General features: G+C 52.6%; 17 protein-coding genes. 8 read left to right on the top strand and 9 right to left on the bottom strand.

The features are described 5' to 3' along the window. Positions 1-5 precede the first annotated feature (5 nt). The 4 genes from HRU10_03475 (at position 6) to HRU10_03460 (ending at position 4,742) form a co-directional block, all read left to right on the top strand. Complete coding sequence (locus HRU10_03475) at positions 6-896, top strand: NAD-dependent epimerase/dehydratase family protein (GenBank protein ID NRA26292.1); 891 nt, start codon at positions 6-8, stop codon at positions 894-896. A gap of 183 nt (positions 897-1,079) precedes the next feature. Beyond that, positions 1,080-2,429 (top strand): purine permease, encoded by a 1,350-nt coding sequence (locus HRU10_03470; protein ID NRA26291.1) that lies wholly within the window; start codon positions 1,080-1,082, stop codon positions 2,427-2,429. Further along, complete coding sequence (locus HRU10_03465; protein NRA26290.1) at positions 2,422-3,765, top strand: amidohydrolase family protein; 1,344 nt, start codon at positions 2,422-2,424, stop codon at positions 3,763-3,765. The genes HRU10_03470 and HRU10_03465 overlap by 8 nt, the downstream gene beginning before the upstream one ends. A 173-nt stretch (positions 3,766-3,938) precedes the next feature. Then, positions 3,939-4,742 carry an aminoglycoside 3'-phosphotransferase gene (locus HRU10_03460; GenBank protein ID NRA26289.1) on the top strand — a complete coding sequence of 268 codons (804 nt, stop codon included), beginning with the start codon at positions 3,939-3,941 and terminating at the stop codon, positions 4,740-4,742. Here HRU10_03460 and HRU10_03455 read toward each other — a convergent pair. From HRU10_03455 to HRU10_03445, 3 genes are read right to left on the bottom strand one after another with little or no spacing between them, the layout of a single operon-like run. Then, positions 4,734-5,039, bottom strand: coding sequence for a hypothetical protein (locus HRU10_03455; GenBank protein ID NRA26288.1), 306 nt, complete (start codon positions 5,037-5,039; stop codon positions 4,734-4,736). The genes HRU10_03460 and HRU10_03455 overlap by 9 nt on opposite strands. Then, positions 5,036-5,812 (bottom strand): RNA polymerase sigma factor, encoded by a 777-nt coding sequence (locus HRU10_03450; GenBank protein NRA26287.1) that lies wholly within the window; start codon positions 5,810-5,812, stop codon positions 5,036-5,038. The genes HRU10_03455 and HRU10_03450 overlap by 4 nt, the downstream gene beginning before the upstream one ends. Positions 5,813-5,843: 31 nt before the next feature. Beyond that, entirely contained in the window at positions 5,844-7,016 is a 1,173-nt protein-coding gene (locus HRU10_03445; protein ID NRA26286.1) for a response regulator, read from the bottom strand. A 192-nt stretch (positions 7,017-7,208) separates the two neighbouring features. On the opposite strand from HRU10_03445, the gene HRU10_03440 reads away from it, so the two are divergent. The 4 genes from HRU10_03440 (at position 7,209) to HRU10_03425 (ending at position 11,820) form a co-directional block, all read left to right on the top strand. Next, entirely contained in the window at positions 7,209-7,958 is a 750-nt protein-coding gene (locus HRU10_03440; GenBank protein NRA26285.1) for a succinate dehydrogenase cytochrome b subunit, read from the top strand. A 42-nt stretch (positions 7,959-8,000) separates the two neighbouring features. After that, positions 8,001-9,938, top strand: coding sequence for a fumarate reductase/succinate dehydrogenase flavoprotein subunit (locus tag HRU10_03435; GenBank protein NRA26284.1), 1,938 nt, complete (start codon positions 8,001-8,003; stop codon positions 9,936-9,938). A 20-nt stretch (positions 9,939-9,958) separates the two neighbouring features. Continuing rightward, the gene (locus HRU10_03430; GenBank protein ID NRA26283.1) at positions 9,959-10,720 is read left to right on the top strand and encodes a succinate dehydrogenase/fumarate reductase iron-sulfur subunit; all 762 of its coding nucleotides are present in this window, start codon (positions 9,959-9,961) and stop codon (positions 10,718-10,720) included. 686 nt (positions 10,721-11,406) lie between these two features. Beyond that, positions 11,407-11,820, top strand: a complete 414-nt coding sequence (locus HRU10_03425; GenBank protein NRA26282.1) for a transcriptional repressor — start codon at positions 11,407-11,409, stop codon at positions 11,818-11,820. Between the two features lie 16 nt (positions 11,821-11,836). Here HRU10_03425 and HRU10_03420 read toward each other — a convergent pair whose 3' ends face one another. The 6 genes from HRU10_03420 to gmd all read right to left on the bottom strand — a co-directional run bounded on the left by HRU10_03420 (position 11,837) and on the right by gmd (position 18,015). After that, positions 11,837-12,763 carry a bifunctional hydroxymethylpyrimidine kinase/phosphomethylpyrimidine kinase gene (locus HRU10_03420; protein ID NRA26281.1) on the bottom strand — a complete coding sequence of 309 codons (927 nt, stop codon included), beginning with the start codon at positions 12,761-12,763 and terminating at the stop codon, positions 11,837-11,839. Positions 12,764-12,774: 11 nt separating this feature from the next. Further along, positions 12,775-13,158, bottom strand: a complete 384-nt coding sequence (locus tag HRU10_03415; protein ID NRA26280.1) for a hypothetical protein — start codon at positions 13,156-13,158, stop codon at positions 12,775-12,777. Between the two features lie 58 nt (positions 13,159-13,216). Beyond that, a complete protein-coding gene (gene prmC / locus HRU10_03410; GenBank protein NRA26279.1) occupies positions 13,217-14,077 on the bottom strand; it encodes a peptide chain release factor N(5)-glutamine methyltransferase in 861 nt (286 codons plus the stop codon). Positions 14,078-14,089: 12 nt separating this feature from the next. Further along, positions 14,090-15,853: a SulP family inorganic anion transporter gene (locus HRU10_03405; protein NRA26278.1), complete on the bottom strand. Its 1,764-nt coding sequence runs from the start codon at positions 15,851-15,853 to the stop codon at positions 14,090-14,092. 176 nt (positions 15,854-16,029) lie between these two features. Continuing rightward, positions 16,030-16,980, bottom strand: a complete 951-nt coding sequence (locus tag HRU10_03400) for a GDP-L-fucose synthase (GenBank protein ID NRA26277.1) — start codon at positions 16,978-16,980, stop codon at positions 16,030-16,032. A gap of 15 nt (positions 16,981-16,995) precedes the next feature. Further along, positions 16,996-18,015: a GDP-mannose 4,6-dehydratase gene (gmd, locus tag HRU10_03395; GenBank protein ID NRA26276.1), complete on the bottom strand. Its 1,020-nt coding sequence runs from the start codon at positions 18,013-18,015 to the stop codon at positions 16,996-16,998. Positions 18,016-18,026 lie beyond the last annotated feature (11 nt).

The raw sequence follows: 18,026 nt of genomic DNA, 5'->3' as shown, positions 1-18,026 counted from the left end.
CCACAATGAACATCACAGTCATCGGCGGAACGGGGCTCATGGGCCCATATCTAGTGAAAGCACTCATTAACCAGGGCCATCAGGTCAACTGCCTCAACCGGCGTGGTAAATCGGAATATGGCACAAGCCTCTCGTGCGATCGGAGGCATCACGAGCAGCTGAAACAGACATTAGAGGTTCTAGAGCCTGAGGTCGTCATCGACATGATTCCCTTTATTCAAGCGGACGCTGAAGGCGTGTGCCAGGCATTGAAGGAGCAGACACAGGTGCAAATAATCGCCGTTTCGAGTATCGATGTCTACCAGGCTTACGGCCGGCTCCACCGGACTGAACTCGGCCCCTACCAAACCTGTCCCATCAGGGAAACGGATGCGCTCCGCGAGCAGCCTAGCATCCGTAATGACACCTACGATAAGATCAGTGTCGAGAACACCTACCTGAAGCATTTTGAAAACGTCGCCATCCTCCGCCTGCCCGCCATCTATGGCTGGCCTGATCGACGCCGCGTCGACGAATACATCCGACTCGAACAGGAGAGCGAGCGGGTCTTACGCCTCCATCCTGATTATGCCCACTGGCGATTTTCGCGGGCATCCGCTCCAGACTGTGCTCACGGCATCACCCTCACAGCCGGACTTATGGGACATCACATCTATAATGTATCCGAGGAAACAGCACTCAGCACTGAAGCATGGTGCCAGGCCGTGTGGCACGCCGCCGATATCCAAGCCGAAATCCTTTACGATTCAAAAGCCGAAATCCCCTTCAACATCGACACCCAGCAGCACTGGTATGTCGACAGCACCAAGATCCGTACCGAACTCGGCTATGAAGAAACGACCGATCAACATGCCGTCCTCAGAGAAAACATAAGACGCATCCGGGAAGCAGCATAACCCGGAAACGACGGAAAATTATCCGCGAATAGACGCGAAATTACGCGAATTGCTGAAGCTCATTCAAAATTGCTTGGCTTTTCGACCTCCTGAACATCTTGGACTTGAATATCCATTCCAGTCTAGAATTGAACCGAGCTCGGTCAGTCGTCCCATTGGCAACTTGCCTGCTCCCGCAATCGAATGAGCGCATCGTCTGATACTCCCTCATCGAAGATTCTCTACAGCCTGCAGGACCGGCTACCTCCTGCGCAGGCCATGGCAGTCGCATTTCAGCAGCTCTTAGCGATGTTGGGAGGGTGTGTAACCGCCCCCCTGATTGCCGCTTCGGTCGTCGGACTGTCAGCAGAGGATACAGCCTATGTGATCAATATGTCTCTGTTTGCGAGCGGGATTGGCACCCTGATTCAGGTCCGCACCATCGGACCCCTCGGTAGCGGATTGCTGACCATCACCGGAACCAGCTTCTCCTTCATCGGCCCGTTGATCGCAGCCGGACAGGCAGGAGGTCTACCGATGATGCTGGGCATGGCCTTGGTTGGCGCGCCCGTGCAAATGATTTTGTCCCCCATTCTACCGAAATTGCGGACCGTATTTTCGCCCTTAGTCTCGGGGATTGTCGTTCTTCTCATCGGGATCTCTCTCATCCCGACTTCGATGCGCAACATCGCAGCAGGCCTCCCGCTCCAGGAGGGACAAGCGGAGTGGCTCCATCTGGTGGTCGCAGCTGTCGTCGTGCTCGTTGTTTTAGTCTTCAATGGGCTTAATCGCCCCTGGGCGCGGATGTCTGCGGTGATCATCGGGCTCATTTCTGGAATCCTTCTGTGCTCGACCCTGGGCGTATTGGCGTGGGACGGCGGCGCTTCAGGCGGATGGTTTACTGCACCCGTGCCCTTCAAATACGGTCTCGCCTTTAGCTGGGAGTTACTTCCCACCTTTTTATTCATCTACCTGGTAACGACCGTGGAAAGTATCGGCGACCTGACAGCGACGTCCTCGATTTCCGGCGAGCCCACCACCGGGGACACCTACTGGAAACGCGTCAAAGGCGGCGTGTTTGCCGACGGCTTTAACTCCGCCCTTGCCGCCTGTCTCAACACTTTTCCCAACACCACCTTCTCTCAAAACAACGGCGTCATACAACTCACCGGCGTCGCATCGCGCCAAATCGGTCTGATCGCCGGAGGCTACCTGATACTCCTTGGACTGATCCCCGCCATCGGAAGTCTCGCCGCTGCCCTGCCTCAACCTGTCATGGGTGGATTGACCCTGGTACTCTTTGGACTGATCGCATCAGCAGGGATCCGTATTTTGCACAATGCACAGCTCGACCAACGTGGATTAGTTATCCTCGCTACCTCGCTCGGCATGGGTGTCGGCGTCAGCGCAGCCCCGCAAGTCCTTGAGCCCCTACCAGATTTTGCCAAAAGCTTGTTGTCATCCGGCATTTCTACAGGCGGACTGACCGCCTTGATCCTCAACGCCGTCATGCCACGGCACGGGGACAAAAAAGCCGACGACACCCATGCCTGACCTGATACACAACATCGGCCATCTCGTAACGATGGACGAAAAACGGACCGTCCACACGGATGCTTGGATCATCACAGAATCTGGGACCGTCACAGCAGTGGGCTCCGGCAAGATCCCCGAAGGAGATTTCGCCCAGCACATCGACGCTCAAGGCGGCATCGCGACCCCCGGGCTCATCAATACCCACCACCACTTTTACCAAACTATGGCCCGGGCTTACACCCCCGGAAACAATGCAACGCTGCTACCCTGGTTAGCCGCCATGAATAGTAATTTTCGAGGCTTCACTACCGAAGACCTCCATCTCGTGAGCCAACTGGCCCTTGCCGAAATGATGCTGACGGGCTGCACCACGGCAGCCGACCACCATTACATCGTCCCCAGGGGTACTCCCGAGCATCACGACGCGCAATTCGCAGCCGCAAAAGAACTCGGCGTGCGCTTCCACTGTGGGCGCGGTGCCATGGATAAGCCGTCTGAACTCAATCCCCCAGAAGTCTGCCAATCGGCTGATGCCATATTCGCCGATATGGAACGCCTCCTGGCCACCTACCACGATACGAGTTCCGGTTCGATGCAGCAGGTGTTTCTTGCACCCTGCGCCGCGACCTCGTGCACGGAAGAGTTCCTGAAAGACTCGGCTACTTTCGCCAAACAGCATCACATCCCTCTGCATATCCACTGCGGAGAAACCGAGGCTGAGAACGCATATTCACACGAGCATTTTGGCGAACGCCCTGTGCCCTACTTGGCAAACTTAGGCTGGGACTTTTCCGGCGTATATTTCGCTCATGGCATCCACTTTACCGATGAGGAGGTCGCCTTTCTCGGCGAGCGTCAGATGGGCGTCGCCCACTGCCCCTACGCAAACATGCGCCTGGGATCGGGAATATGCCGCGTCGGCGATCTACGCGCGGCGGGCGCATCCGTGGGCATTGGCGTCGACGGCTCCGGCTCCAACGATTCAGGCCACGTCCTCGGCGAACTCCGCCAGGCCCTGATGCTCGCACGTGTGCGCTACGGCCCGAGCGCCATGACGGCGATGCAGGCTCTGGAGATCGGCACACTCGAAGGCGCAAAAATCCTCAAACGCACCGACATCGGCTCGATCACGCCCGGCCAATGCGCCGACCTAGCCATCTTTCCGGCCGTCGACCTCTTCTCATCCGGTCACGAAAATCCGGTGGACGCTCTCCTCCTCTGTTGGCCCCGCACGGTCGATATCCTCATTATCCACGGTAAGGTACGCATCCGCAACAGTGCCTTTGTCGATCTAGATCTAGAAGCCTTGATCGCACAGCACCACGCCCGCGCAAAGGTAGTCCGGGAGATGTAGGCCGTCGGGCCTTAAACAAAGGACTAAGAACGGCTTGTTGCGCTCAGACAGAGCTCTCAAGACAGCGACCAACGTAGATATAAAAAACATTCGCGTTTATTCGCGTCCATTCGCGGATAACAGAAATTCCTGTTTCTTCCGCCTTTGCCGCAATCCATATTTAAACTTTCACAATGACCATTTCCCTCAGGGAACTTGAAAACCACGCGGGCGTCACGATCCCGCGGGCTATCGCTCGGGCGATGGGAGCGGGGCTTCTTGAGTTGGATACAGTTGGGGAGTCCGGGGCGGTTGTGGCGCACTCGGCACGCTGTTATATCAAGATCGAGCGCACGGGTGGAAATGACGAGGTCGTAGGCGAGCGCCGCAATCTAGAATGGCTTCAAGACAAAGTTCCCGTGCCCGAACTGATCGCTTACGCAAGTAACGGGGATGCCCATTTTTTGGTGACTGAAAAATTGGAGGGGCGTGCCATCTATGAGGATAGAGAGAACGCCACACCCATTCCCGATCGGGTCGTTGCTTTAGCGGAAGCCCTCAAAGTATTTCACGCACTCCCCACCGAGAACGTCCCCGATGATCGTCGCCTGGATAACAGACTTATGGATGCGCGTGCTCGCATAGAGATCGGCCATGTATTTGAGGAAGACTTCTCACTCAGTTTCTCCGGCAAGGGAGCCGAGGCTGTCTTTAAGCAATGCCTTGAGGAACGACCGAATGACGAGGACTGCGTCGTCTGCCACGGTGACTATTGCTTGCCCAATGTATTGTTCGATGGATGCGAGCTAGTTGGATTTATCGACGTGGGCTGGACAGGGCTGGCAGATCGTTATCAAGACCTGGCTTTGGCCACATGGAGCCTCGGTTACAATTTCCCCGATACCGATTACGCGCCGCTTTTTCTGAAAAGCTATGGCATCGATCCCATAGACGCGGAGAAACTTTCTTACTACAAAATGCTCGACCAGCTATTCTGAGAGCGTTTCGCCGGGCGCGACCGTTTCTCCAGCACTCGCGGGGACTTGGTGCTGCGGCAAAAGCGTATGGATCGTCTCTCCTTCGTCGTTCTCCGTTTCTTGAATCGCCGCAGGCTGACTGATCCAAAAAAACAATGCGATGAGCAGAGCCGCAAGTGCCCAAGCCCATGAAGGCGGACGTGATAGTTCGGGGGCCTGTTGGTCTCGGCGTGCGACCATCGCATCACGTGCAGCCTGGGCATGAGCATCAAGGCGCGTTTGGTCGGAGAGGATTTCGGAAAGTGACGACTTTTTCATAGGGAAGCATTCAGTTTTTCAGATACACGAGCACGTAGGTTTTTGCGCGCTCGAGTGAGGCGCGACTCGATGGCTTTTTCACTGGCTCCCAGCGCTTCGGCAATGGATCGAACTGACCAGCCTTCGAGGTATTTTTTCTCCACCACCTCCCGCTCATCCTCATTGAGATCGGCGAGTTCATCCATGATCAGCCCAGTAATGGAACGCTCCACTTGGGGCGGGTCTGGGGCTGTGGTGGTAACATGCTCCCAATAGAGCTGCATCGCCTTACCATAGCGCTGCTGCTTGCGCGCCATATCGATGCGAGCGGTCCGCATGATGCGTTTGAGCCATCGCCAGAGCTCCGTCTCATTGCTGATCGCTTTGGGATGTTTAGCGATGCGCAGCAACACAAGTTGGTGTAGCTCGTAGCTCTCGGCTTCATTACCACTCACCAATGTCAGACAGTAGCGATGGAGCTGAGCGCTGTAGCGGTGGCAAAACGCGGTAAAGGCGCTATGACTGCCGTCCACGATACTCTGCGTCTGCTCCATGACCCAGGCATCCACATCGACTGCGTTGTCGCCGGCTGCGGAAGAAGATGGGAAGCTCATGGAAGTGATCATCAGAAGCGCAATGGGTTTGTCTAAACCAAACGCCGCGTATGCTGCAGTTCCTTTGGGAAAATCTGATATTCTTTCGTCGATCCACTTCAAGAACTTGGACCAGCGGTGGCGAAGCACCGCACTCCAGAGCTTTCTACGGATAGAAGGGGACGCTTTGAGGCGTCTCACTGCCCACGCGATTGAATTAGCGCAGGATTCCCTAGGAATTTATCGGTGGACGGCTATGGGAGCCTTGAATTCGGTGTTCCATAGGGAGGCGAGCCCAGAAGAGAGCTCCGGCCCCCAATTCACTTTCGCAGCCAACAGCCACATGAATTTTTTTTGCTAACTTCCCCACGATGGCGAGGCCCAAACCATTGGCCTTTTCCCCTGCGGTCGGCTCGGTATCCAAACGGGCATAATCTTTGAAGAGTTTTTCCTGACCCTCTTTTGGAATCCCAGGACCCGAGTCCTTCACCGAAAAATGAAGATGCTCACCATCGACCCGCAAGACGATACGTATATCGCCACCCAATGGAGAGTATTTCACAGCGTTGGAAATGAAATTGGCGAAGATCTGGGTCAAGATGTTGCCATCAGAAGAGATCTCGGGGATCTCAGCGTCGATCTCGACGTGCAGCGTTTGATCTTTTTTGACGGCATGGGTCTCGTTGAGACGGATGACGGATTCGGCAATCTCGCCAACACTCAGAGGCTTTATTTTAATGTCGAAGGCCTCTTGCTCGATTTTGGAAATATCGAGAAAATTATTGAGCAACGTCGTCATATACTGACTCGTCTCGAGGATGTAGCTGAGATATTTTTTCCGTTTTTCGTCATCAAGTGCCGAGTTCATCAGCATCAGCTCAGCAAAACCATTGATACCCCCCAACGGATTCCGGAGGTCGTGGGCGGCGATACCCAAAAACTCATCCTTCCTCTTATTGAGGGCCTCGAGTTGAGCGTTCGCCTTTCGCACCGTTTCTCGAGCACGCCGCAGCTCAATATGGTTACGGATACGGAAACCCAGTTCGATGAGGTCGAATGGCTTTGAGATAATATCCACAGCCCCTCCGTCGAGTCCTTGCAACCATTCATCACGTGTTGCCGTTCCTGAAATAAAAATGACTGGAACGTCCTTAGTCACAGGACTTTCCGTGAGCTTTTCACAAAATGCGATCCCGCGCGATACCGACGTTTCGAAGTCCATCAAAATAAGGTCAGGCGTCGCTTCTACCGCCCTGAGGAAAGCTACCTCTGGATCTCTTTCGGCGATCACATGGCAATTGTGCTGCTCCAAGGAACGGGACAACATTTCGTTACCGAGCCGAGAGTCGTCGACAACGAGGATTACAGCTTCTCGCAGATCGAGATGAATGTCGTGCTGCATCATACCTTCCCAAGGTCGGCAACCAAAGGCGCCATCTGAAAGCCAACTTAACTCAATTATAAACGCTTATAATGCGCAGGTCGCGATTAATAGAATAAGCATCCTTTACCACCTTATTTGAATTTGCTTCCATCTTGGCGACCTTACGTCTAACCGAGAAATTGATAGTCCCTCCCGACACACCAACGCTCCACTATGAGAATTCCTTCCCTAGTAAAAAAATTCCTGATGGCGATCACCGGCCTGGCTCTCGTCGGTTTTGTCTTCGGACACCTCGTTGGTAATCTACAGGTATATTTAGATCCCTACTTTATTAATGCATACGCGCTGAAGTTGAAAGAGCTCGGTCCAGCGCTGTGGGCAATTCGCGCAGTACTGCTAGCCATCATCGTGGTGCATGTCGTGATGGCCATTGCGCTCACTCGCGAAAACCGGGCAGCTCGTCCAGAGCGCTACAAGGCGGAATCTACTGTCCAAGCGACCTATGCTTCGCGCACCATGCCCGCGTCAGGGCTGATTATCTTTCTCTTTATCGTATTCCACTTGGCTCACTACACCGTGCGTGTCGTGCCCGGACACGAATATGATGACGCCATAAAAATGGCCAATGGCGACGTCTATCAAGCGATGATCCCGCTAGAATATAAAGGAGAGGTCAAAGCAGATAAGGACGTCCTTGACGTCCACACCATGCTCGTAGCCGGTTTTTCATACTGGTGGATCTCAGCCATCTACATCGTCGCGATGGCCTTGCTTAGCTTGCACCTGAATCATGGCGTCAGCTCGATGTTTCAGTCCCTCGGCTTTCGCAATGCAGTTTGGCGAAAACGATTGGATTTCTTATCGAGGGCATTCGCAATTTTCATCTTTGTCGGATTTGTCTCCATCCCGGTTGCTGTGCTGGCTGGGGCAGTGAATATAGGGGGTCTCTCGATCTCAAATTAATCACCCTCCCAAGAAAATAATTTACGCCAACAAAGAGGAACCATGAATCTTGATCCCAAAACACCCGAAGGTCCTATCGAGAATCGCTGGGACAGCCACAAGTTTAACATCAAGCTGGTCAACCCAGCCAACAAACGAAAATATAGCGTCATTGTTGTGGGTTCAGGCCTGGCCGGCGCTTCAGCCGCAGCTACACTTGGAGAACTGGGTTACAACGTAAGCTGCTTTTGCTATCAAGACAGCCCCCGCCGTGCTCACTCCATCGCCGCTCAGGGAGGCATCAATGCAGCGAAGAATTACCAAAACGATGGCGATAGCGTGCATCGTCTCTTCTACGACACTGTAAAAGGAGGAGATTTCCGCGCCCGCGAATCTGATGTGCACCGCCTAGCCCAGGTCTCCGTCAACATCATCGACCAATGTGTCGGCCAAGGCGTTCCCTTTGCTCGCGAGTATGGAGGCCTGCTCGACAACCGCTCATTTGGGGGTGCTCAGGTCTCTCGGACATTTTACGCACGTGGCCAAACTGGCCAACAATTGCTACTCGGGGCCTACAGTGCATTGAGCCGCCAAATAGCCTCAGGCCAGGTAAAAATGTATAACCGCCACGAGATGGTCGAGCTCGTCAAAAAAGACGACAAGGCCATTGGGATCGTAACCCGCAACCTGGTAACGGGTGAGATACAATCTTGGGCTGCCGATGCAGTGCTTTTATGCACGGGTGGCTACTCAAACGTCTATTATCTCTCCACCAACGCTGTCGGTTGTAATGTTACAGCCGCTTACCGTGCATACAAGAAAGGAGCGGGGTTTGCGAATCCATGTTACACGCAAATCCACCCAACTTGTATCCCTGTCCATGGTGACCAGCAGTCCAAACTTACGCTCATGTCCGAATCACTACGGAATGATGGGCGCGTCTGGGTCCCCAAAAAGGCAGAAGACTGCGAAAAGGAACCTAAGGATATCCCCGAGGAAGACCGAGATTACTACCTCGAGCGAAAGTATCCATCATTCGGTAATCTCGCGCCACGTGATATATCAAGCCGCTCTGCGAAGGAGGTCTGTGACGAAGGCCGCGGCGTAGGTCCAAAGGTGGGTGGTGAAAGCCGTGGCGTATACCTCGATTTTTCCGATGCAATCAATCGCCTTGGGCGCGACAAAATTGCCGAGCGCTACGGCAATCTCTTCGATATGTATGAGCGTATTACAGGGGAAAATGCCTATGAACGTCCCATGCGTATTTATCCAGCGCTTCACTACACAATGGGTGGCCTTTGGGTAGACTATAATCTTCAGACTACCATCCCCGGCCTATTTGCGCTCGGTGAGTGTAACTTCTCAAATCACGGTGCCAACCGATTGGGTGCATCTGCACTCATGCAGGGTTTGGCAGATGGTTACTTCGTTATCCCTTACACACTCGGAGACTACCTCGCGCGGATACCACTTTCTGAAGCTGGATCAAACAACCCGGAGATGCCGGAATTCAAAGAAGCCGAAGAAGCTGTTAAAGCGCGCACTCAGAAACTACTTGGCATCAAGGGTAAGCGCACGGTGCGTTCCTTCCACAAAGAACTCGGCATGATCATGTGGGAATACGCCGGTATGGCCCGCAACGATGCCGGACTCAAGAAGGCCACCGGGCTCATCCAAGAACTGCGCAAGGAATTTTGGGAAAATGTCTTCGTTCCCGGTGAGGACAAAGAACTCAATGTCGAGCTTGAGCGCGCCAACCGCGTCGCCGATCTCTTAGAGTTTGGTGAACTGCTTTGCCGTGACGCCCTCGACCGCGAGGAATCCTGTGGAGGCCATTTCCGCGAGGAGCATCAAACGGCTGAAGGTGAAGCATTGCGTGATGATGAGAATTTCTGTCACGCATCGGTGTGGGAGTATCTCGGCGACGACGTCGATCCCGCAAAACATGAGGAAGCGCTCATCTTCGAAAACGTGAAATTAGCCGTGCGCTCGTATAAGTAACTTCCAACCCTCCCAATATCATGAAATTGACACTCAAAGTATGGCGTCAGCCGACCCCCAATGAGGATGGGAAATTGGTCGACTATACCTTGGACGACATCAGCGAAGACGCTTCATTCTTAGAAATGCTCGACATCCTCAACGAGCAGATCCTCGAGCAAGGAGGCGATCCCATCGCGTTTGATCACGATTGCCGTGAAGGGATCTGTGGTATGTGCTCGCTGACAATTAATGGTATTCCCCACGGACCACGCCGCGCTACGACAACGTGTCAGTTGCACATGCGTGAGTTTAGCGATGGGGACACAATCACCGTTGAACCTTGGCGTGCTAAACCTTTCCCAGTCGTGCGCGACCTTGTAGTCGATCGTTCCGCCTTCGATAAGGTGATTCAAGCTGGCGGTTATATCTCCGTAAACACGGGCGCTGTACCCGATGCAAACGCACTTCCGATCTCCAAAGAAATCGCTGACTGGGCAATGGATGCTGCGCAGTGTATTGGCTGTGGCGCATGCGTGGCTGCTTGTAAAAATGCTTCCGCGATGTTGTTCACATCGGCTAAAGTTTCCCAGCTTAACTCACTTCCACAAGGCGCCGCTGAGAAAGATCGCCGTACGCTCTCCATGGTTCATGCTATGGATGACGCGGGGTTTGGTAATTGCACCAACTACGGTGAGTGTGAGGCTGTCTGCCCGAAGGAAATTAAGCTGGATATGATTGCGAAGATGAACCGCGATTATGCAGTGGCGTCCGTTCGCAGCTTTTTTAAGAAAGCTCAATAAGTCACAACTCACTGGTATAACACTCATTTCAAAGGGCCCTTCTTTGAAAAGGGTTTTTTTGTGTACAACTCTCAGATTTGATAACTTAAACTCATATATCCATTGACTCTGTTTTTACAGCCACTCAATGGTTAAGAAGTTTTTTTACATTATAAGACAGCCCGGGTATCTACAACCTGGGCATCAAATTTTAGCATGACGAGAGAGTAACACGTGATGCTAAAATAGTAGGGATACAAGGGCACCACGTGGGCACAGGTGGTGCCCGCTGTTGAATAATCGGATGCCCAGCCAAAATCTTCAGGCTAAGCCCAACATCGTCGGTGCAAAGACGGCTAAGAAAATAATGGATAGGCTACCCATTCCCGTCGTGAAGTATACTTGCATCGATTGATGCAAAACTATGCAATAGGAGGGTTCAAAGAGGTAGAGAACCTTTCCTTGATCTATTGCATAATCCGGGTTTAATGGCAAATTGTGAACAATTAATAGATCACAATATGCCTCAAAAATCACATATTGGTATTACGACAAGGGTAGGATTTAAGGCCAGGCGCTATATTTTCGAATTCGACTCAAGTCATGTTCAGCTCGCCGACATATAGATATGCACAAGCCTGCCCATAACGGGCAGCTATCACTTTCCCACCAAACCCAAGTCACACACGCCCAACCCAGACAGGTACATGAGAGATACACGTCAAAGACAAGCCATCCGTAGCGTGTTCGAGCGCATAGACCGACCGCTTGGACCGAAGGAGGTATTGATGGAAGCCAGTCTGGAGGTCCCAAATTTGGGCATCGCTACGGTCTACAGAAACATCAAGACCATGGTCGACCAACAAGAACTCGTCCCCATCGAGCTTCCCGGGCAACCCGCGCGATACACCCTACCGATACACGTCAAGGACTATGTATTTCTTTGCGAAAAATCGGACCGCGCATTTTTCATCGATAAGACAGCGATCAACTTTGAGCTGATCGAAATGGATCCCAGCTTCCATGTCACCGGCCACTCGGTAATACTTTACGGAGAGTATCGGGATCCCACACACGTGACCCAAACGCGCGCGCCCTTCGCCGCCCTTCGGGTGAGCTGAGAGCTTCCAACAGTCCTCACAGACGCACGAGTTTCTGAAGCTCGGAGGCGCGCCCTTCGATCCCGTCCAGGCCTTCGGCCTCCAATCGATCGAACGAAAATGCTTCGACAGTAAAACTAGCCGTCACCGTGGCGTAAAGCATGGCCCGCTTCATCGCATCGAAGGATGTGTCTCGCTTTTGAGCTAAATAGCCCACAAATGCTCCGACAAATGTATCCCCGGCTCCCGTTGGATCCCTCAAGTCAGTCACAGGATAGGCTGGCAAAATAAAACGCTCATCCCCTGAGAATAAAACAGCCCCATGAGCGCCTTTTTTGACAATCACCGTCGCTGGACCCTTAGCTTGGAGCGCTGGGCCTGACTTAAAAATATTGGACTCTCCAGTAAGCTGCTCCGCCTCTTCATCGTTCAATACTAGAACGTCGATATGCTGTAAGAGCTCGAGCAGTTTCGCCTGCATGATGTCTATCCACAGGTTCATTGTATCGGCTACAACGAATGGGCGGTGCCCCGCCGCCATTTGCGACAGCACATGGAGTTGAAGATCCGGACCAATATTTGCCAGAAGCACATAGTCCACTTCCTTGTAGCTATCCGGAAGCACCGGACTGTAACCATCGAATACATTCAGACGCGTCTCCAACGTATCGCGCCCTTCAAAATTTTCGTGATAGCGGCCCGCCCAGAAAAAGGTGCCGCCCGAGTTGTCCACCTCTAAACCTTCGAGACAAATTTCCCGCTCACGAAAGCGAGCTAGATCCACGTCCCGAAAATCGTTACCCACGATCCCCACCAGACGAGGTGTAGCAAAAAATGAAGTCGCCACCGAGGCATAAGAAGCAGAACCGCCTAAAAGACTGTCTCCTTTCCCAAAAGGAGTCTGTATGGCGTCGTAGGCGACAGAGCCCACCACGAGGACGTCAGATGCAGGTGTATATGTCATAGAAATAAATGTCAGTTACCAACGTTGAATGACGTGACGAGAAGATCCTGATCGTCGATATCAATTGAAATAGTGTAGTCGCCCGGCCGATCGAACTGAAGCTTGCGCAGCTCATTCACCATGTTGATGCGATGCGCGGGGTTTTTGGATTCGAATTCCCGATTAATAACCACGCGCGGTTCCTCGATAAGTAACCCAATTGAAACCTTGAGCTGATGCTTTCCCACGGGCACATCAGTGATGCTGAGATACCAAAACATGCGCGGCACCACGAGGGGGAAACGCTGAGCCCGCAAACTTGCAAAAACACCTAGAATCGTCTGCTTGCCCGTGTGTGGATCCACGTGCAACCCATCGCAAGTGAGGAAAGATAAGAGTTGGATCGGAGACTTCACAATAAGCCGAAACCCTCAAAGGTCTATTGTATCAGCAACGTGACAACCTAAATCTTGTCTATGATGAAATCCAAAGATAGCGCGGACGTCGATCCAGGTCTTTTTCAGACTCAACGCTAGACCAACCTGCCTTATGCGCGAATTCTGTAAGCGTGTCGTGTTGTGCTATCCCCGTCTCCAAACCGATGAGAAACGGAGAGGCCATTCCAACATGTTCAAGCGCACCAGAAATGATCTCTCGGAAGTCACCCGCACCATCCATATCACGGCCAAGTAGCGCTTGGATGGGTTCATACTCAGCGACTTCAGGCTCGGTAGCATCGACCTCCTTTTGGGTGAGATAGGGCGGATTAGAAAGAACCAGATCAAATTCACCTTCGAGCTCATCCCACCAGCTAGACCGCACCCACTCCATACGGTCTGAAACGCCGTTGCGCTCGGCATTCTGCCTGGCCAAATCCAGCGCTTCGCGCGAAATATCAGCTCCAACCACCTGGGCTTCCGGAAAAGCGAGAGCCAAAGAGATTGCAATGGCCCCCGTGCCTGTACCGAGGTCAACGATCCGTTGGGGCGGTCGATCCGATAGAGTCGCCCACTTTCGGGTCGCCCTATCCACCATCTCTTCAGTCTCCGGACGAGGAATCAAAGCGCCAGCCTTACATAGTAAATCGGCGTCAACGAACGGCGTATGTCCCAGAATATATTGCAGCGGCTCACGTTGCCCACGCCGTCGCACCCATGGACGCAAGGTATCCAACTGCGCCTTTGTCATGGGCTTACCATATTGCAAGTAAAGATCCATCCGACGACACCCCAATGCCTGAGCCATCAAATGTTCGGCATCTAACTTGGGCTTCGGCACCTGCTTATCTTCAAAGTAGGCCGTCGTCTTTTGCAGGATCTCCAGGATGGTCTGCATTTGAATTCTACCTTAGACCGTAAACTCCTTCTCGCCTACGTACACAGATACTTTAGCATCTTTTGCCCACTCGCCGAGTTGTTCCTGAGCGCGTTTGAGTGCCATAGCCGCCGACAAAGTCGGATTTTCCACATCATCCATGATCAGGTTGCGCTCCTCCAACAGATCGATCACCCCAGAATTTCGAAGTAAGCGCGCTATCTCCTGGGTCGCCTCACACACGACAAGGTAACGGCCGGCCTCGTTCATGACTGTGATGAGCTCATGCAGAGCCATCATCGCCGAAGCGTCGAGATTACGAGCATTACGCGTTTTCAGGATAATGATTTTGAGATTCGGATCTTCAGAAATCCGGCGCATTTGATCACGAAATAGCTCAGCGGCACCGAAAAAGATATCCCCTTCAACATGCACGATCGAGATTTCTGGCATGGGGCGACCCTCGTCGCGCAGCTCCTTCAACTCACCCGAGTCCGAGAAGGCATACTCGCTGAACTCAGGTCGTGCCACCTGTCGTAGAAATAAGCCGATGGATACAGCCGATCCTAGATAGATGGCTAGATCGAGCTTGATCACCAAACCGATAATCACCGTAACGAGAAACACGATAGCATCCTCCTTACGCGACTTCATCACCATTTTGATATGATCCAGATTAATTAGACTGATCCCGATAAAAACAACGACGACAGCCAAGGCCGCACGAGGAATATAGCCAATATATTGACCCAAGAGAAAGGCTCCGACCGCCACAATTGCACCGCTATACCAGGCACCCAGCGGTGTGCGCGCGCCGCTTTCAATATTCAACACCGATCGTGTCAGTGAGCCCGAAGCCGGCATTCCCGAGAAAATCGAGCAGCCAATATTGGACATACCCATAGAAAACATCTCTTGGCTCGTATCGACACGGCTACCTGCTTTCGCCGCTAAGCTCTTGCCAATCGAAGTGCCCTCTAGGACGGCTAACAGCGCAATAGTGAGCGCGGCGGAAAACATTCCGACCACGATATCGTAGTTGAAACTCGGAAAACTTACCGGCCACTGCGAGGCATCAATACCTTCCAAATAGACTAACTCCAGACCACCTTGCTTGAAACCCAAGGCAACCAATGACATGACTACCAGAGTAATTGCCACATTCGACAATGCTCGGAAATAGCGACGTAATAAAAAGACGAGGACAAACGCGATCGCACTGAGTGCCAAGGTCGGCATGTGCGTGTTGGGTAGATTTATTGCCGTGTAATGAACCACGTCGATGAACGACTTTGGCTTCTGGTCCGGTCCAAATGAGAACCCAAGCGCCGTTCGGATTTGGTTTCCGATAATGTAGGCCGCTGCTGCCGTTATATAACCAGTGACTACAGTCCTAGAAATAAATTGAATCAGGCTGGCGACCCGCAACAGAGCACCAATGACCAAGACAATGCCTACCATCGCGACCAGCGTCGGCAAATAGACCAACTTCTCTTCATCTGTCAGAGCCAGTCCGCCAAAGGTGAGGGCCAACAGAACCGAAGTCGCATTTGTTGGGCCCAAAGTGATGAAGTGAGACTTTGCGAACAGACAGCCGATCAAAGTCGCGATTGCGGAGCCATAAATGCCGTATTGGATAGGAAGCCCAGCAATCAGCGCATAGGCCATACCTTGTGGGAAAGCGAGCAAGGCCACATTAATACCGGCACGGATGTCGCCACTAAACTTTTCCCCATTGTAGCGCGCTAAGGTCTTGCGAATAGGAAACCAATCTAACCCTCCGAGAATCTTAAGCAGCTGTGCTGCAGGTTTAGTCGGATTGTCTGTTGGGTCTTCTGGCGCGGGCACGGTCGGTTTTGGGAGATTTTACTTTGCCAGAGGAAGCTAGATAGAACCTACGTCTTGGAAAGTATTTTCCACCACCTGAACCAAAAGATCTCAAATATTAAACACTGGCCGGTGAACTAAAGGCCCTACCGCTCCCGAAATGAACCACTCACACTCAGCCGCTTAAAATCCTCAAAAGCGTGCTCGATACCCGATCGCAAATCGTAGCTGGGCGACCAACCCAAGTCATTGATAAGGCGGTTATCCATGAGCTTGCGCGGCGTGCCATCAGGCTTCGAAATATCCTGAATGAGCTTACCCTTGTAGCCCACGACGTCGGCAACGAGCTCAGCCAGATCACGAATAGTAATTTCGACGCCACTCCCCACATTGACCAGGTCTGGTGGATCTTCGAGCTGGAGCAGATAAACCATCGCATCTGCGCAGTCGTCCGCATGCAGAAACTCGCGGAGTGGGGTCCCCGTTCCCCAGAGCACCACTTCCTCAGCGTTTTGTTGAGCCGCTTCATAGAAACGGCGAATCAATGCAGGCAGGACATGGCTGTTTTCTGGGTGATAATTATCACCCGGGCCATAAAGGTTCGTGGGCATCGCAGAGTGATAAGTCACTCCATATTGCTTCCGGTAAAACTCACACAGCTTTAGGCCTGTAATCTTTGCGATCGCGTAGGCCTCGTTTGTAGATTCCAAAGGCCCAGTCAGCAAAGCATCCTCCGACATCGGTTGAGGTGCCAACTTAGGATAAATACAGGAACTTCCCAAAAACAGAAGGCGCTCTACCCCATGCACATAACTGCTGTGAATCAGGTGGTGCGCGATGGCAAGATTCTCGTGTAGGAACTCAGCCGGGTAAGTATTATTGGCATGAATCCCCCCCACACGCGCCGCCGCGATCACAACCACTTCGGGCTTTTCTTCCGCGATGAAGGCGTCAACCGCCTGGGCGCTCAACAAGTCCAACTCTTGCCGCGTGCGCGTGACCACCTCGCCCATGCCTTGACGCTGTAATGAGCGACAAATCGCACCGCCTACCATGCCACAGTGGCCCGAGACGTAGATTTTTGTTCCAGAATCCATCGAAGCAAATAAGTCCTACAAACCCGCTTGAGCCTCTTGCAACGCAAGCTCCTGACGAGCGATTTGCATATCGGCTTCAACCATGATTTTGACCAACTCTTTGAACTTCACCTTGGGCTCCCAATCAAGCTGCTTCTTCAGCTTAGCCGGATCGCCGATCAACAAGTCCACTTCAGCCGGACGGTCATAGCGCTTGTCGTAGTCGACATATTTTTCCCAATCGAGATCGAGCAGAGCAAAGGTCTCTTGGACGAATTCCTTAACAGAGTGCGTCTCATTCGTCGCACATACATAGTCATCCGGCTTATCCTGTTGGAGCATCATCCACATCACTTCGACATACTCCTTCGCATACCCCCAGTCACGCTTTGCATCTAGATTGCCGAGAAACAGCTTGTCCTGAAGCCCCATCTTTATACGCGTCGCCGCACGCGTAATCTTCCGCGTCACAAAGGTCTCACCACGGCGCGGAGACTCGTGGTTAAACAAGATACCATTTGAGGCATGCAAGTCGTAAGACTCACGAAAATTCACTGTGAGCCAGTAGGCATAGACTTTCGCACAAGCATAGGGTGAGCGGGGCCAGAAGGGTGTTGTTTCAGTTTGTGGCACTTCCTGAACTTTCCCAAACATCTCGGAAGACGATGCCTGGTAGAAACGACACTTCTCAACAAGTCCGGCTTCACGGATCGCCTCCAATATACGCACCGTCGACAAGCCAGAAACGTCGCCCGTATATTCGGGGATATCAAAAGAAACACGAACGTGAGACTGGGCCCCTAAATTATAAATCTCATCAGGTTCTAGATCGTAGAGCAACTTCACCATCTGCACCGAGTCCGCCAGATCGCCATAGTGCAGGAACAGTTTTGTGCCATGCACATGCGGGTCATTGTAGAGATGCTCAATCCGAGAGGTATTAAAAGTCGAAGCCCGACGAATGATACCGTGCACCTCGTAGCCTTTCTCTAATAACAACTCTGCGAGGTAAGATCCATCCTGCCCGGTGATTCCGGTGATCAGCGCTTTCTTCATAAGTCTAGTCC

This window comes from Opitutales bacterium (assembly GCA_013215165.1).
Taxonomy (GTDB): Bacteria; Verrucomicrobiota; Verrucomicrobiia; order Opitutales; family JABSRG01; genus JABSRG01.
Note: the sequence above shows the minus strand (reverse complement) of the source record. Positions and strands in the feature narration are given on the sequence as shown.

What these genes read in the sequence shown, in the direction of transcription:
- HRU10_03440 (NRA26285.1), top strand. Translation starts at nt 7,209, where the DNA reads ATGAGAATTCCTTCCCTAGTAAAAAAATTCCTGATGGCGATCACCGGC.
- gmd (NRA26276.1), bottom strand. Translation starts at nt 18,015, where the DNA reads ATGAAGAAAGCGCTGATCACCGGAATCACCGGGCAGGATGGATCTTAC.
- HRU10_03420 (NRA26281.1), bottom strand. Translation starts at nt 12,763, where the DNA reads ATGACATATACACCTGCATCTGACGTCCTCGTGGTGGGCTCTGTCGCC.
- HRU10_03430 (NRA26283.1), top strand. Translation starts at nt 9,959, where the DNA reads ATGAAATTGACACTCAAAGTATGGCGTCAGCCGACCCCCAATGAGGAT.
- HRU10_03425 (NRA26282.1), top strand. Translation starts at nt 11,407, where the DNA reads ATGAGAGATACACGTCAAAGACAAGCCATCCGTAGCGTGTTCGAGCGC.
- HRU10_03465 (NRA26290.1), top strand. Translation starts at nt 2,422, where the DNA reads ATGCCTGACCTGATACACAACATCGGCCATCTCGTAACGATGGACGAA.
- prmC (NRA26279.1), bottom strand. Translation starts at nt 14,077, where the DNA reads ATGCAGACCATCCTGGAGATCCTGCAAAAGACGACGGCCTACTTTGAA.
- HRU10_03445 (NRA26286.1), bottom strand. Translation starts at nt 7,016, where the DNA reads ATGATGCAGCACGACATTCATCTCGATCTGCGAGAAGCTGTAATCCTC.
- HRU10_03470 (NRA26291.1), top strand. Translation starts at nt 1,080, where the DNA reads ATGAGCGCATCGTCTGATACTCCCTCATCGAAGATTCTCTACAGCCTG.
- HRU10_03455 (NRA26288.1), bottom strand. Translation starts at nt 5,039, where the DNA reads ATGAAAAAGTCGTCACTTTCCGAAATCCTCTCCGACCAAACGCGCCTT.
- HRU10_03460 (NRA26289.1), top strand. Translation starts at nt 3,939, where the DNA reads ATGACCATTTCCCTCAGGGAACTTGAAAACCACGCGGGCGTCACGATC.
- HRU10_03400 (NRA26277.1), bottom strand. Translation starts at nt 16,980, where the DNA reads ATGGATTCTGGAACAAAAATCTACGTCTCGGGCCACTGTGGCATGGTA.
- HRU10_03435 (NRA26284.1), top strand. Translation starts at nt 8,001, where the DNA reads ATGAATCTTGATCCCAAAACACCCGAAGGTCCTATCGAGAATCGCTGG.
- HRU10_03475 (NRA26292.1), top strand. Translation starts at nt 6, where the DNA reads ATGAACATCACAGTCATCGGCGGAACGGGGCTCATGGGCCCATATCTA.